General features: G+C 57.7%; 17 protein-coding genes. 9 read left to right on the top strand and 8 right to left on the bottom strand.

From position 1 onward, the window contains the following. Window positions 1–15: 15 nt before the first annotated feature. The 4 genes from ACR0IM_RS07560 to ACR0IM_RS07545 all read left to right on the top strand — a co-directional run bounded on the left by ACR0IM_RS07560 (window position 16) and on the right by ACR0IM_RS07545 (window position 3229). Window positions 16–891: a F0F1 ATP synthase subunit gamma gene (locus tag ACR0IM_RS07560; RefSeq protein WP_480681349.1), complete on the top strand. Its 876-nt coding sequence runs from the start codon at window positions 16–18 to the stop codon at window positions 889–891. Between the two features lie 20 nt (window positions 892–911). Beyond that, window positions 912–2336: a F0F1 ATP synthase subunit beta gene (gene atpD / locus ACR0IM_RS07555; RefSeq protein ID WP_480590297.1), complete on the top strand. Its 1425-nt coding sequence runs from the start codon at window positions 912–914 to the stop codon at window positions 2334–2336. Window positions 2337–2348: 12 nt separating this feature from the next. Continuing rightward, complete coding sequence (locus tag ACR0IM_RS07550; protein WP_480590295.1) at window positions 2349–2759, top strand: F0F1 ATP synthase subunit epsilon; 411 nt, start codon at window positions 2349–2351, stop codon at window positions 2757–2759. Between the two features lie 119 nt (window positions 2760–2878). Beyond that, complete coding sequence (locus ACR0IM_RS07545; RefSeq protein WP_480590293.1) at window positions 2879–3229, top strand: H-type lectin domain-containing protein; 351 nt, start codon at window positions 2879–2881, stop codon at window positions 3227–3229. 61 nt (window positions 3230–3290) lie between these two features. On the opposite strand, the gene ACR0IM_RS07540 is transcribed toward ACR0IM_RS07545, so the two are convergent. From ACR0IM_RS07540 to ACR0IM_RS07530, 3 genes are all read right to left on the bottom strand, one after another. Next, window positions 3291–3974: a hypothetical protein gene (locus tag ACR0IM_RS07540; protein ID WP_480641054.1), complete on the bottom strand. Its 684-nt coding sequence runs from the start codon at window positions 3972–3974 to the stop codon at window positions 3291–3293. A gap of 301 nt (window positions 3975–4275) precedes the next feature. Beyond that, complete coding sequence (rpiB, locus tag ACR0IM_RS07535) at window positions 4276–4725, bottom strand: ribose 5-phosphate isomerase B (protein ID WP_480590289.1); 450 nt, start codon at window positions 4723–4725, stop codon at window positions 4276–4278. A 66-nt stretch (window positions 4726–4791) separates the two neighbouring features. Continuing rightward, entirely contained in the window at window positions 4792–5814 is a 1023-nt protein-coding gene (locus ACR0IM_RS07530) for a ribose-phosphate pyrophosphokinase (RefSeq protein ID WP_480590287.1), read from the bottom strand. Window positions 5815–5922: 108 nt separating this feature from the next. Here ACR0IM_RS07530 and ACR0IM_RS07525 point away from each other — a divergent pair, with 108 nt between their 5' ends. Further along, window positions 5923–6525, top strand: a complete 603-nt coding sequence (locus ACR0IM_RS07525; protein ID WP_480590285.1) for a DsbA family protein — start codon at window positions 5923–5925, stop codon at window positions 6523–6525. Then, window positions 6522–7331, top strand: coding sequence for an alpha/beta fold hydrolase (locus ACR0IM_RS07520; protein WP_480641053.1), 810 nt, complete (start codon window positions 6522–6524; stop codon window positions 7329–7331). The genes ACR0IM_RS07525 and ACR0IM_RS07520 overlap by 4 nt, the downstream gene beginning before the upstream one ends. Here ACR0IM_RS07520 and ACR0IM_RS07515 read toward each other — a convergent pair. The 3 genes from ACR0IM_RS07515 to ACR0IM_RS07505 are packed head-to-tail and all read right to left on the bottom strand — an operon-like array spanning window position 7328 to window position 9764. Further along, window positions 7328–8362 (bottom strand): threonine aldolase family protein, encoded by a 1035-nt coding sequence (locus ACR0IM_RS07515; protein ID WP_480681347.1) that lies wholly within the window; start codon window positions 8360–8362, stop codon window positions 7328–7330. The genes ACR0IM_RS07520 and ACR0IM_RS07515 overlap by 4 nt on opposite strands. Next, window positions 8362–8835, bottom strand: a complete 474-nt coding sequence (locus ACR0IM_RS07510; RefSeq protein ID WP_480681346.1) for a YcgN family cysteine cluster protein — start codon at window positions 8833–8835, stop codon at window positions 8362–8364. The genes ACR0IM_RS07515 and ACR0IM_RS07510 overlap by 1 nt, the downstream gene beginning before the upstream one ends. After that, window positions 8832–9764 (bottom strand): bifunctional riboflavin kinase/FAD synthetase, encoded by a 933-nt coding sequence (locus tag ACR0IM_RS07505; protein WP_480681345.1) that lies wholly within the window; start codon window positions 9762–9764, stop codon window positions 8832–8834. The genes ACR0IM_RS07510 and ACR0IM_RS07505 overlap by 4 nt, the downstream gene beginning before the upstream one ends. 262 nt (window positions 9765–10026) lie before the next feature. Between ACR0IM_RS07505 and ACR0IM_RS07500 the strand changes: the two genes are divergently transcribed. Together ACR0IM_RS07500 and ACR0IM_RS07495 are read left to right on the top strand one after the other, a co-directional pair. Beyond that, complete coding sequence (locus ACR0IM_RS07500; protein WP_480641048.1) at window positions 10027–10608, top strand: methylenetetrahydrofolate reductase C-terminal domain-containing protein; 582 nt, start codon at window positions 10027–10029, stop codon at window positions 10606–10608. Further along, window positions 10605–11594 (top strand): methylenetetrahydrofolate reductase, encoded by a 990-nt coding sequence (locus ACR0IM_RS07495; RefSeq protein ID WP_480590274.1) that lies wholly within the window; start codon window positions 10605–10607, stop codon window positions 11592–11594. The genes ACR0IM_RS07500 and ACR0IM_RS07495 overlap by 4 nt, the downstream gene beginning before the upstream one ends. A gap of 81 nt (window positions 11595–11675) precedes the next feature. Here ACR0IM_RS07495 and ACR0IM_RS07490 read toward each other — a convergent pair whose 3' ends face one another. Both ACR0IM_RS07490 and ACR0IM_RS07485 read right to left on the bottom strand, forming a co-directional pair. Then, a complete protein-coding gene (locus ACR0IM_RS07490) occupies window positions 11676–12119 on the bottom strand; it encodes a MaoC family dehydratase (protein WP_170325944.1) in 444 nt (147 codons plus the stop codon). A 100-nt stretch (window positions 12120–12219) separates the two neighbouring features. Further along, window positions 12220–13095: an HAD family hydrolase gene (locus ACR0IM_RS07485; protein WP_480681344.1), complete on the bottom strand. Its 876-nt coding sequence runs from the start codon at window positions 13093–13095 to the stop codon at window positions 12220–12222. A gap of 157 nt (window positions 13096–13252) precedes the next feature. Here ACR0IM_RS07485 and ACR0IM_RS07480 point away from each other — a divergent pair, with 157 nt between their 5' ends. Next, window positions 13253–14053, top strand: a complete 801-nt coding sequence (locus tag ACR0IM_RS07480) for a hypothetical protein (protein ID WP_480681343.1) — start codon at window positions 13253–13255, stop codon at window positions 14051–14053. The last annotated feature ends 14 nt before the right edge of the window (window positions 14054–14067 follow it).

Here is a 14067-nt window from a genome sequence, read left to right as displayed (position 1 = left end):
GGGAGAGGCGGGCATATGCCAAATCTTAAGGACCTTAAAAACAGGATCGAGTCGGTCAAATCGACCCGCAAGATCACCAAGGCCATGCAGATGGTCGCGGCTGCAAAACTGCGCCGCGCCCAGGAATCTGCCGAAGCCTCGCGTCCCTATGCCAAGCAGTTCAATGCTGTAATGGCGGGGTTGGCGGCGTCGGTCGGGGGCAGCGACAGCGCCCCCAAGCTGCTCCGGGGTACGGGCAGTGATGATGTCCACCTGCTGGTTGTCATGACAGCTGAGCGCGGCCTGTGTGGCGGCTTCAACTCGAGCATCGCCAAGCTGGCCCGTGTCAAAGCGGAAGAGCTGCGCCTGAAAGGCAAGACGGTCAAGGTTCTGACCGTCGGCAAAAAGGGTCGCGACGCGCTGAAGCGTGATCTTGGCGATCTGTTCGTTGGACATGTCGACCTGAGCGAGGTCAAGCGTCTGGGTTACACCAACGCGCAGGACATCGCGAAGGACGTTCTGTCCCGCTTTGACGGGGGTGAGTTCGACGTTGCCACGATCTTCTACTCGAAGTTCGTCAACGTTGTGACCCAGATCCCGACGGCACAGCAGGTCATCCCCGCCTCGTTTGAGGACACCGAGGGTGACGACAGCGGTGCCATCTTCGACTACGAGCCCAGCGAAGAGGCCATCCTGGCCGACCTGCTGCCCAAGGGGGTTGCGACCGCGATCTTCTCGGCTCTGCTCGAAAACGGAGCGTCTGAACAGGGTGCACGGATGTCCGCGATGGACAACGCGACACGCAACGCGGGTGAGATGATCGACAAGCTGACGATCCAGTTCAACCGCTCGCGTCAGGCCGTGATCACCAACGAGCTGATTGAAATTATTTCCGGCGCCGAAGCGCTGTAGAGACAAACCGGAGACGAAACATGGCGAATGCAAAAGGCAAAGTCACACAGATCATCGGGGCCGTCGTCGACGTGCACTTCGAAGATCAGCTGCCTGAAATTCTGAACGCGCTGGAAACTACCAACAACGGCAAGCGCCTGGTGTTGGAAGTTGCTCAGCACCTGGGTGAAAACACCGTCCGCACCATCGCGATGGACGCGACCGAAGGTCTGGTCCGTGGCGAAGAAGTGTCGGACACCGGCGCACCGATCTCGGTTCCGGTTGGCAACGCCACCCTGGGCCGCATCCTGAACGTGGTTGGTGAGCCGATCGACGAAAAAGGCCCGGTCGAAGCGACCGAAGCCCGCGCAATCCACCAGCCTGCACCGAGCTTTGATGAACAGTCGACCGAGTCGGAAGTTCTGGTGACCGGCATTAAGGTTGTTGACCTGCTGGCCCCTTACGCCAAAGGCGGTAAGATCGGCCTGTTCGGCGGCGCCGGCGTTGGTAAAACCGTTCTGATCATGGAACTGATCAATAACATTGCAAAAGTGCACTCGGGCTTTTCGGTGTTCGCGGGTGTTGGCGAACGGACCCGTGAAGGGAACGACCTGTACCACGAGATGATCGAATCGAACGTTATCAAGCCGGACAACCTGTCGGAATCGCAGGTGGCCCTGGTTTACGGTCAGATGAACGAACCTCCGGGAGCGCGTGCACGAGTTGCTCTGACCGGTCTGACCCTGGCCGAGCAGTTCCGCGACCAGTCCGGTACCGACGTTCTGTTCTTCGTCGACAATATCTTCCGCTTCACGCAGGCGGGCTCCGAGGTTTCGGCTCTGCTGGGTCGTATTCCTTCGGCGGTGGGCTACCAGCCCACGCTGGCCACCGACATGGGCGCCCTGCAGGAACGCATCACTTCGACCAAGTCGGGCTCGATCACCTCGGTTCAAGCGATCTACGTGCCTGCGGACGACCTTACCGACCCCGCGCCGGCAACCTCGTTCGCCCACTTGGACGCGACCACCGTTCTTAACCGTGCGATCTCGGAAAAAGGTATCTACCCGGCCGTTGACCCGCTCGACTCGACCTCGCGTCTGCTCGACCCGGCCATCGTTGGTGAAGAGCACTATAAGGTTGCGACCGACGTTCAGCAGATCCTCCAGCGTTACAAGTCGCTGCAGGACATCATTGCCATCCTCGGCATGGACGAACTGTCGGAAGAGGACAAACTGACCGTGGCCCGTGCCCGTAAGATCGAACGCTTCCTGTCACAGCCGTTCGACGTGGCCGAGGTCTTCACCGGCTCGCCGGGCGTTCAGGTTCCGCTGGATGTCACCATCTCGTCGTTCAAGGCCGTTGTGGCTGGCGAATACGATCACCTGCCCGAAGCGGCCTTCCTGATGGTTGGCGGTATCGAAGAAGTGATCGCCAAAGCGGAAAAGATGGCCGCAGAAGCCGCCTAAGGAGTATCCCTGATGGCAAACACGATGCAATTCGACCTCGTCAGCCCCGAGCGGAGCCTAGCTTCGCTTGCGGCGACGGCGGTCCAGATTCCCGGCGCGGACGGGGACATGACGGCGATGCCCGATCATGCCCCCACCATCACTACCCTGCGCCCGGGCATCCTGAAGGTCGACTCACCCGAAGGCTCCAGCGAGTATCTGGTCACCGGCGGGTTTGCTCAGATCAACGGAGATAGCCTGTCGGTTCTGGCCGAAAAGGCCATTCCGGTGACCGAGGTGACCCGGTCGCAACTGGATGACCTGATCGCTGAGGCCCGCGCTTCGCACGAAGTGGCCAAGAACGGAGACGATCAGAGCATCGTCGACGACGCCGCCAAGCTGTTGGCCGACATGGAAGCCCTTGGAACGCATATGAGCCTGTAAGGCTCTGGCTTTTCTTGTGATTTAAAACGGCTCCGCCTGTGCGGGGCCGTTTTTTTTTGTCGTGATTTTCCCGGAGTCGCAGGATAGGTGTAGGGAATACAAAGACAAAGACATCAAAAATGAAGACTTTTCGAACCCACCCAATTGGTATCGACCAAGGCGAGGCAGTGCTGTTTTCTGATTTCGCTGACGGCGGCGATATGTGGACCGGAGAAGGCCCGCGCGAACGGCGTTCTGCCGTTACTTTCAGCCAACCATTCCGCTCTGCGCCAGTGGTTCAGATCGGTGTCTCGCTTTGGGATGTTGATACGTCCTCCGCGTTGCGAGCTGAGGTGACGGCTTCGGATATTACATCTGAAGGGTTTACTGCCATCTTTCGAACATGGTCTGACACTCGGATTGCGCGAATCCGGGTGAACTGGACTGCAATCGGAGAGATCGCACATGAGGATGACTGGGATATCTCGTGAATGATTGAACGCCTGAGTCTGGAAGTAGTTAGAAAAATATGCTGCGCACTTTTGGGGATGATCAGTGTAGTCTGGAAAACAACCAGTTCCATTCGTAAGGATTAGTACCACTCAGCATTATGGTGGAAATCGTTATGACGGCTCCAAGGACGCAATAGACCGGAACACGGCTCAAGGCATAACCACGCACGAAAAGTCCGATTAATCCTATCAGCAAGGACAGCAGAGGGAGACCAATCATAATCACGCCGGCCCCAAGGGAGTACTCGCGGGCACTCTCGGTATCCATTGAGTGGGCGATTTTGCCTGTAATAAGGTAAAATGTGGCAATGACGCCAAAGGTGAAGCCCACTATGGAACATATGGCCCGAGCCCTGTTTGACGCAATACGCTTTCGACGCCCGCCCGTTATGGAGGCGTCCGAGATCGCCTTGTTCCGCTGTTTGTTGCCAGCAGTAATGCCGCGGTACATTAGGATACAGCCAGCCACTAACGCGATTACCCCCACAACACCTAGCCCGGCTGCGGCACCGATCCCATAGCTTTGCTTTATAACCTCGTAACTTTCGTTTGCCTGTTTTATTGCTTGTTGGCCGACACTCAAAAACAGTATGCCGACAAGGACCTTCCAGTGATTTGGTCTGAGTGACGGAGCTTTTGTTTCTTTTTGCGAAAGGTCAGAGGTTGCTTGCAGGTTGTTGGCGTTGATGCGTTGAATGCGGTCTTGAAAGCTTGTGTTTGACATGGAGCGAGGTCTGAAACTCTATAAGTTTGTTTTTGCAGGATTTTTACCAAGGCAATGTGGTGAAAATTGGTCAGACGTCAGCGTAGTTGATGCGCCGAGGCCAAGAAAGGAGCCGCTGTAAAATGGGCGTGAGACGTCTGAACTTTGCTTATATTGTCAACATTCGTAGCGCTAAGGCACAGATCGCTCACAAGGTTGCGTCGCCAACATGCATTGACGTGTGCCAGACATGGTCCAACTAGAGCTCTGCAAGCGGGCGCCGCCAGGTTTGCGGTGGTCTGAAGTGGCCTGAAATGCTGCTCTAGGCCTCATTTCCCTCAATCATATCTACACGCGTCGCATGACGACCGCCTTCGAACTCGGCAGTCAGAAAGGCGTCGACGATGTCCAGAGCCTGACCTTCCCCCACCACACGCGCTCCGATCGACAGCATGTTTGCATTGTTGTGCTGACGGATCATTCGGGCAGAAAACGCGTCCGAGCAGACGCCGCAACGGATGCCTGGTACTTTGTTGGCTGCCATCATAATGCCCTGTCCGGTGCCGCACAGAACAATCCCCAGCTCGCAATCACCCGAGGCCACAGCCTGCGCTGCGGCTTTGCCGTGTTTGGGGTAATGCGTGCTTTCGGGAGTGGTTGGCCCGATATCCACCACGTCCCAGCCTTTCGCCGAGATATGGGTGGCGACGGCCTGGCGCAGGTCGATGGCTGCGTGGTCGCTTGAAAGAACGATGCGTTTTGAGGCTGTCACGGAAACGTCCTGCCCTGATTGGTTGTCGGGAATGCAATAGGGCGGCTGTTAGGCCGCCCGTTTCTGTCAGGCGATATTATGGTACATGGATTCGTAGATCGGTGTCAGGGTCTTGTCCTCGAACAGCGATGACACGCTGGTTCCGTTCCAAATGTTCAGGATCGCCTGGGTAAAGATCGGCGCGGTCGGGACAATACGGATGTTCTTGGCCTTGGTGACTTCTTTGGTAGGTTGGATCGTGTCGGTCAGCACCAGTGATTTCATCACTGAGTTCGTCACACGCTCGACCGCGGGGCCACTCATGACGCCGTGAGTTATGTAGGAGTGCACCTCCTTTGCGCCGTTGTCCAACAGCACCTGCGCCGCTTTGCAAAGCGTACCAGCTGTGTCGCACATGTCGTCCACGATCAGGCAGATCTTGTCTTTCACGTCACCGATCACGGTCATCTCGGCCACTTCACCAGCCTTTTCGCGGCGCTTGTCTACGATGGACAGGGGGGCGTTGATCCGCTTGGCAAGCTCGCGTGCGCGCGCCACGCCGCCCACGTCAGGCGAGACGACCATCAATTCATCCAGGTTGTTCTTGAACTGATGTTTCACGTCCAGCGCAAAAATCGGAGAGGCATAGAGGTTGTCGACCGGCATGTCGAAGAACCCCTGAATCTGGGCGGCGTGCAGGTCCATGGTCAGGATCCGCTCGATCCCGGCACCGGTCAGCATGTTTGCAACCAGCTTGGCACTGATCGGCGTGCGGGCCTTGGTGCGGCGGTCCTGACGGGCATAACCGAAATAGGGGATCACGGCGGTGATCCGCTGGGCCGAAGACCGGCGCAGCGCATCGGCGATGATCAGCAGCTCCATCAGATTGTCATTGGCCGGGTTCGAGGTCGGCTGGACAATAAACATATCCTCGCCGCGCACGTTTTCGAACACTTCGACGAAAATCTCGCCGTCGTTAAACCGCTCGACTCTCGCATCGACCAGACCCTGATCGACACCGCGATACAGGCTCATGCGGCGAGCAATGGATTCGGCAAGCGGAAGATTAGCGTTCCCAGCGATAAGCTTGGGTTCGTTGAGTGTCGGCATCGGCTGAGGTCCCCGGGCAGCAATGGCAAATGTGACAGATTCGTGATGTTGACACCGCTTAGCATGGCCTTACCGTCCAGCAAAGATAACCCAGCGGAGAAAGTGCACATGGCCCAGATTGACTACTTTTTTGCGACAATTTCGCCATTCACATATTTGGCAGGCGGGCGACTAGAGGAGGTCGCGGCCAAGCATGGGGCAACGATCAACTACAAACCGCTGGACATCATGGCGCTGTTCGGACGCACGGGTGGGACACCGCCGAAGGACCGGCATATCTCGCGCATCGAATACCGCAAGCAGGAGCTGCTGCGGCAATCGAAAGCTCTGGGCATGGATTTCAATCTGCAGCCCGCGCATTGGCCGACCAATATGGCGCCATCGTCTTATGCGGTAATTGCGGCGGTGAAGGATGGATCAGGGGATATGGGCAAGCTGGTCCAATCCTTCCTGCGCGCCTGCTGGGCCGAGGAGAAGGACATTTCACAAGATGACGTAATCCGCGATTGCCTGTCTCAGGCCGGGTTTGATCCGAGCCTTGCTGATAGTGGCCTGCTGGTGGGTGCGGAAACTTATGCCGCCAATCTGGAAGAGGCCGTGGATCGTGGCGTCTTTGGTGCTCCGTTCTATATCACTAAGGATGATCAGAGGTTCTGGGGTCAGGATAGGCTGGACGATCTGGATCGGCACCTGGCCGAGATGAAGGTGTGAAGGACCAGTTGCCGGTCCACGTCAGAACCTTGGGTCAGGGCGCACGAAAGGTGCTGGCCCTGCACTGCACCATTGCGCATTCCGGCGCGTGGTCCGGTCTGGCTGCGGCGCTTGCCGGTGAAGCGACCCTGGTTGCCCCCGACATGCTGTCACACGGCCGCAGCCCGGATTGGGACGGGCAGGGGGATTTTTTCGACCTCGCCACTGAATTGGCTGCTGCTCAACTGACCGAACCGATGGACGTGATCGGCCATTCCTTCGGCGGTATGATCGCGCTGCGTCTTGCGGTCGAGCATCCCGACCTGGTCCGCAGCGCTGTGTTGATCGAGCCCGTGTTCTTTGCTGTCGCGAAACAGGATGCGCCCGAGTTGGTGGCGAAACATGACCACGAAGCGCAGCCCTATACGGATGCTCTGGCCGCCGGAGACATGGCGCTGGCCGCGCGCCTGTTCAACCGGATGTGGAGCACCGATGACAGCCCCCGCTGGCCAGACCTGCCCGAGCGCACGCGCGCGGCGATGGTGCGGGGCGTGCACGTTGTTCCTGCGGTGGAAGACGTATTGTTTCAGGATCGGAGCGGGTTTTTGAACTCCGGCGTTCTGGACTGCGCGACCATGCCGGTGCAGATTCTCAGCGGGTCAAGGACGCACCCGGTGATGCCTGCGATCGGCAAGGGGCTGCAGCAGCGGCTGCCCAACGCATCCTACGCCATGGTCGAGGGCGCAGGGCATATGCTGCCGATTACACATCCGCAAGATACGGCGGGATTGGTGCAGAAGTTCTGGCAGGATGCCCGCGACCGTTAAAGCAGGGAAAGAAACCGGTCGATATCCTCGGCGCTGATCGACCAGTCGCAGACCAAGCGGCAGGCGAGGGTTTCCTCGTCATCGGCCCCGTCCAGTTCCGCTCCCCACAGGTGATAGACGGCACCTGCTTCGTGCAGCTGTTTGTGCCGCCCCCGCGAGAACTGCGCGAAGATCATGTTCGCCTGCGGCTCGTGCAGGAACGAGGCCCCTTTGATCCGCAAGCCCTCGGCCAGTCGGGTGCAATTGGCATTGGCCTGACGTGCCAGTTTCAGCCACAGATCATCCTGCAGATAGGCCGCCATCTGCGCCGACAGATAGCGGTGTTTGGAAAACAGATGTGCCCCGCGTTTGCGGCGCAACTCGAATTCCCAGGCTTTGGATTCGTCGAAAAAGACAACCGCCTCGACCCCCATCAGCCCGTTCTTTGTGCCGCCAAAACTGACCGCGTCCACGCCTGCTTTCCACGTCATCTCGGCCGGAGAGCAATTCAGCGCCACTAGCGCATTGGTGAACCGCGCACCGTCCAGATGCACCAGCAGGCCGTACTCCTTGGCCACGGCACACAACGCCTGCAATTCGGCCAGTGAATAGACCGAGCCACGCTCTGTCACCTGCGTGATCGACACCGGCCCGCGTTGGGGACCGTGCACGCCGCGGGTTTCCTCGGCCAGAATCGCGCCGCGCAGGGCCTCGGGGTCCATCTTGTCGCCGCCGGGCACGAGCGTCAGTTTGGCTCCGCTGTAGAATTCCGGTGCGTTGCACTCATCTTCGTGGATATGCGCCACTGGCGAGCAGAAGACGGTATCCCAAGGGTTTGCCAAAGTCGCCAGCGCCAGCGAATTCGCCGCCGTGCCGGTTGCTACCAGATACACCGTTGCACCGGGCGCTTCAAAGATGCCACGAATGCGATCCCGCACCGCGTTCATCAGCGTGTCGGCACCATAGGCCATCTGATAACCCTCATTGGCTGTATTCAATGCGGCCATAACCTGTGGGTGAACCGGCCCGGAATTGTCAGAGGCGAAATACATCAGCTGGGCTCCTCGATGATATAATCTTCCCACTCTTCAAGCGGTGTTTCGAACTCGGATACCGTGCGACCCTGGACCGACATTCCGGCGGCGTGCACGCTGTCCGGCGTACCAGATATCAACGGGTGCCAGTCGTAAAGAGGTTTCCCCTCCCACAGCAGCCGGTAGGCGCAGGTCTGCGGCAGCCAATAGGCGTGGTCGTCGATATTGTCAGGCTTCATCACGATACATTCCGGCACGAACTGGTGGCGGATGTCGTATTGGGTGCATCGGCAGCTCTCGTCATCCAGCAGGCGGCAGGCGACGCAGGTCAGCGCGACCTCGCCGGTATCCTCGTCCTCCAACTTGTTCAGGCAGCACTTGCCGCAGCCGTCGCACAGCGCTTCCCATTCGCGCTGGTTCATCTTGGACAGCGGTTTACGTTCCCAGAAGCGCGGGCTCAGACCATTGCGATCAATGGGATCGGTGGTCATAGCGCCGTCAGAATGCTGCGGGCCTTATCGCAATCAGCACCCATTTGAGTGATGAGGCCGTTCAGCCCGTCGAATTTCATCTCTGGCCGCAAGTATTCAACCAGCCCGACTGACAGGGTAGCCCCGTAGAGGTCACCCGAGAAATCGAACAGGAAAGTTTCGATATTGGGGACTTCGCCCTGAAACATCGGACGTGTGCCAACCGAGGCCGCGCCATGATAGCTGCCCTGATGGGGGCCGCCCAACACATCGACCAGCACTGCGTAGACGCCGAATTTCGGCGGGTGTAGCCCCTCGATGGACATGTTCGCGGTGGGAAAACCCAGTTCGCGGCCCCGCTGTTCGCCACCGATCACCTCGCCCTCGATCCGGTGCCAATGGCCCAGCATGGCGGCGGCATCCCGGGGGCGGCCTTCGGACAGGGCGGTGCGGATCGCCGTGGACGATACCACGTTTTCGGATCGCTCCATCAGCGGGGCAATGGTGACACCGAACTCCATTTCCTGCCCAAAGCGGGCCATGTCATCCGCCGTACCGCTGCGGCCTTTGCCGAAACAGAAATCGGCCCCCACGACCACATGCGACAGGCCCAGCCCGTCGCAGATCACGTTGCGCGCGAATTCTTCCGGAGTCAGCCCGGCCAAGGCGGCATTGAAGGGCAATTCGTACAGTTTCCGCACCCCCAGCTTTTCCAGCCGGTGCGCGCGGGCGTTTCCGCGCATCAGGCGAAAGGGTGGTGCGTCGGGTGCAAAATACTCGCGCGGGTGGGGTTCGAACGTCAGCACTCCCAAAGGGGCGTCCGGGGCGGCATTGCGCGCCAATTCGATCACCGACTGATGCCCGATATGGACGCCGTCAAAATTCCCGATCGCCACACTGGCACCGCGGTCCTGAGGCTCGATAAACTGAAAATCACGGATGATGCGCATAGGCGAGTGCGTAGCGTTGCGAGTCCATTTGTTCAAGCCGCAGTTTGGATTTGGAAGGCGCTACCCCGAGAAATAGCCCGGAACTGAGCTATAGGCGGCAAGACGCAAGAGGTTTCCCAAAGTATACCGGGCTGCGTACCTACAACTTCTTGATTTAAAAAAAATCCTGAGTGTAGACTGAATGCCCGGTCCACAGAATTTTCTGTGAACGGGATCGAGGCCCGGCCAGGTTCTGGATGAGCCCAGCACAGGAGGCAGACCCATGTATCGGTTGCGACTTTTCGCGATTCGCCATGCCCGCACGTTCGAGTGGATTTACAAATGTGTCGAACGCGGCATGGTCGCGATGGACCCGCTATTTTCAAAAATCGGCTATAACCGCGTCGAACGCCCAATTGCATTGGTCGAGAAGGGTGTGAAAACCCTTTTGTTTGACTGCAAGATGTGCGGGCAATGCGTGTTGTCATCCACTGGCATGTCCTGCCCGATGAATTGCCCAAAACAGCTGCGCAATGGTCCTTGTGGGGGGGTGCGCCCCGGCGAGTTCTGTGAGGTAAAACCCGAAATGAAATGCGTCTGGGCGTTGGCTTGGGATGGGTCGAGCCGTATGCGTCACGGAGGAGACAAGATAAAAGAAGTCCTTCCACCGGTGGAGCATACGTTGCGGGGATCGTCATCCTGGTTGCGAGTTAGCCGGGAAATCGCGACTCAGGAGCGCGAAGCCCGTGACGCCGCGCGGGTGACCCTGGCGCAGGCGTTCCCGGAAGCGCGCGAAAATGAGCCCTCTGCGGCACCGTTGGCCGCCGAACCACCCAATGCGGTGAACCGGGAGCTTAGGAAATGATCGATGCACATCGCAATGAGGTCGAGCCAATCGGATATGTTCCGGTCCCCAATGGGTATGTGTCGCACAGCCGGCTGGAAAAGGTTTTGCGCTCGGGCCGTTTTGCAGTGACGGCAGAGTTGAATCCGCCCGATAGTGCCGATCCCGAGGATGTTTTTCAGGCCGCTCAGCCGCTTGGCGAAGTAGCTGACGCGATCAATGCAACCGATGCTTCGGGTGCCAATTGCCACATGTCTTCAATTGGAATCTGCGCATTGCTGACGCGTGCGGGGTACTCTCCGGTCTATCAGATTTCCTGCAGGGACCGGAACCGGATCGCCATTCAGGGCGATGTTTTAGGAGCCGCTGCATTGGGGGTAAGCAACGTGCTTTGTCTGACCGGTGACGGTGTCGGCGTCGGAGATCAGCCGGGTGCAAAACCGGTCTTCGATTTTGACTCTCTGACCTTATTGCGCACAATCCGCACCATGCGCGATCAGGGAAAGTTTCTCTCTGGCCGCAAAATCACACGCCCCCCTCAACTATTTCTGGGAGCGGCGGAAAATCCTTGCATACCTCCCTTTGACTGGCGTCCGGATCGTTTGGCAAAGAAGGTAGACGCCGGGGCTGAGTACATTCAGACCAACTACATCTACGATATTCCGCTATTTGAGAGGTTCATGGCGCGGGTTCGGGATGCAGGGCTGGACAAGAAAGTTTTCATAATTGCCGGCGTCGGACCCATCGCATCGGCGCGCGCGGCACGCTGGATGCGCAGCAATGTGCCCGGCATCCATATCCCGGATCAGGTCATCGAGCGGATGGAAAAGGCTGAGAAACCTGGTGATGAGGGGAAAAAGATCTGCATCGAACTAATCCAGCAAATCCGGGATATTGCCGGGGTTTCAGGGGTCCATGTGATGGCGTACAGGCGCGAACACGTGGTATCAGAGATCATTCTGGAATCCGGTGCATTGAAGGGGCGCAAGCGAGCCCGCCAATCCTGACGACTTTGCGCGCTTCGACGCTTGAACCTAATGACAAAAAAGGCGCCTGTTGGGCGCCTTTTACATGTGATGGTGCCGCAATCAGTCGAACTTACGTGACGGGGCCAGCACCATGGCTTCACCGATCAGAACTTTCTTGCCGTCGACCGAGCAGTGGCAATCCAGTTTGACCCGACGCTTGGAAAAGTCGATGTCGATCACTTTGACCTCGGCGTAGACCATGTCGCCGGGGCGGACAGGGGCCAGGAATTTCAGCGACTGGCCCATGTACACTGTGCCATGTCCGGGCAGCTGTTCCCCAATCACGGCCGAGATCAGACCAGCGGTCAGCATCCCGTGCGCGATGCGGCCCTCAAAGATCGTGTCGCGGGCGTAATCGTCATCCAGATGCACCGGATTCCGGTCAGTGGAAACCTGCGCGAACATCTCGATGTCTTCGTCCGTCACTACTTTGCGCAAGTGACGGGTCATGCCCATTTCGATGTCTTCGATACAGATCGTGCCGCGCGGAAGATTGTCCAACATGTCGCCCTCACTTGATTCTTCAGGGCAACAAAACAACCAAAGTCACCCCAGTTCGGCAACTTTATTACTTCGCAGTCGCAGAAAATCAAGTCTTTTCTGACTATCTCAAACGACCGATTGTGAAGGTGGGATTGATGTTTTCCCTTGCGATATAATCAGTTAGGGATTCTTCGTGTGGATGGTGCGACGTTTTTGTTTCAGCCGCGGCCAAGCCGCCCGAAATGAACAGAGAATCAATCCCTTCACCCATGCCACCCAGAATGTCTGTGTGGGGGCCGTCTCCGATCACCAAAATGTCGCCGTCGGGGACATCGTGACCCAGTTCCTGCAACCGGCGTCGGGCCAGGTCGTAGATTGGCGGATGCGGCTTGCCGAAATAGAGGCTTTCACCCCCCATCTCGGTATAAAGCCTTGCCAGCGCTCCGGCGCACCATTCGCGCACCTCGCCCCGATCGACCACGATATCGGGGTTGGCACAGAGCAGCTTCATGCCCTTTTGCTTGGCATAGAGGAAATCCGGACGGTTCACTGACGGGTCCGCCATCGGATCGAAGGGGCCACAGCAAACGATGCCTTCAGCTTCGTCCAGCGGGACACGCTCGATGTGAATGGGGTGGTGTAGCAATTTCAACGGTTCAAAGAACCCCGCATCACGTTGCCATTCCCCCATGAAATAGACCTTTTCGCCCACCGCACCCCGAAACATCGCCGAGCGCGCCGAGTCGCCACTGGTGGCGATGGTGTCATAGGCATCAGCGGGCACGTTGAATTGCTCCAGTTGCACGGCCACGCCCGCGCGCGGTTTCGGAGAGTTCGTGACCAGCACCACGATCCCACCCTTTGAGCGGTATGCCTGCAAGGCGGCCACGGCCTCGGGGAAAGCGGTGATGCCGTTGTGAACGCAGCCCCAAAGGTCAACGAACAAAGCTTTATAGCGATCGGAGACGTCGGACAGGGCGTGGATGATCTGGGTCATATTGGCCTCGGATGAGAATGCAGGTTTGCGCTAGCTATGCCAAAGCCAACAGCGAATGACCATCCCGCAGGGTACGCGACCTCTTTATGCAAATCGTCAGTAAGCCGGATTCATGGTACATTATTGCTCGTCATTCATTTAGTTTTTTGGAGGTGCCATGGTTGAAGTGGGCAAGGGAAGCGGCTTTGCAGAGACTTTTTTCCGATGGTTCCAGATTGTTGCAATAACCCTGGCAGGACTTTGGGCTGTTTTGCAGTTTGGTTTGCTAGAGGCAGGGAAGAATTACGTGCTCGAGGTGGATGTCTCGGCCACTGTAGGCGATGTAGCCGAAAGCGGTGGTATGTTGCCGGTCAAGGTTACATCGGTGGTGAAAAACACCGGCCATCGCGGTCTAAACCTGATTTTTGCGAAAGCAATCTTCGGAGAGGAGGACTTCATGTATCATGATGGCGAATTCAACCCACCCATACGTGATTGGGCTTCTGCAAAACACGAGCCGTTTCGATATATGGAAATCATGGGCGAACGCAGGTTTGTGGGCGCAACGGCGTTTGAATTGTTCTCTCCTTTGTATTGGCTGGACCGAAATGAGAAACAGAGAAATGAAATTCTGTTTTTTGCCAATACCGAACGGGCTTTCGTTTTCACCTATCAGGTATACTACTATGCAGCGCAAAGGTGCCGCGGTTATCTGATGTTTGAAACTTGCTTTGAGTTCGCAGCAGAGACCAGTGAGCGACCGGAAGGTGGCGAATGTCCCGGAGATACACTGTGGGTCGGGGTCACCCGGCTGTGCATCCAGTATTTCAGCCGCGAAATCACGGAAGAAAGCAGCAAGTGGCACCCTATCAGCAAGCAGGAATTGGCCAAGAACCATAAATTGATCATCTATCGCAGGGATGGGACCATATTTCATATGCCCGCCGATACCTCCGAGACCGAGACCTACGTTGAATAAATTAGGGCGCCGAA

It is taken from the genome of Ruegeria sp. BF6, from assembly GCF_056538665.1.
This window is presented reverse-complemented; position numbering and strand designations above follow the sequence as displayed.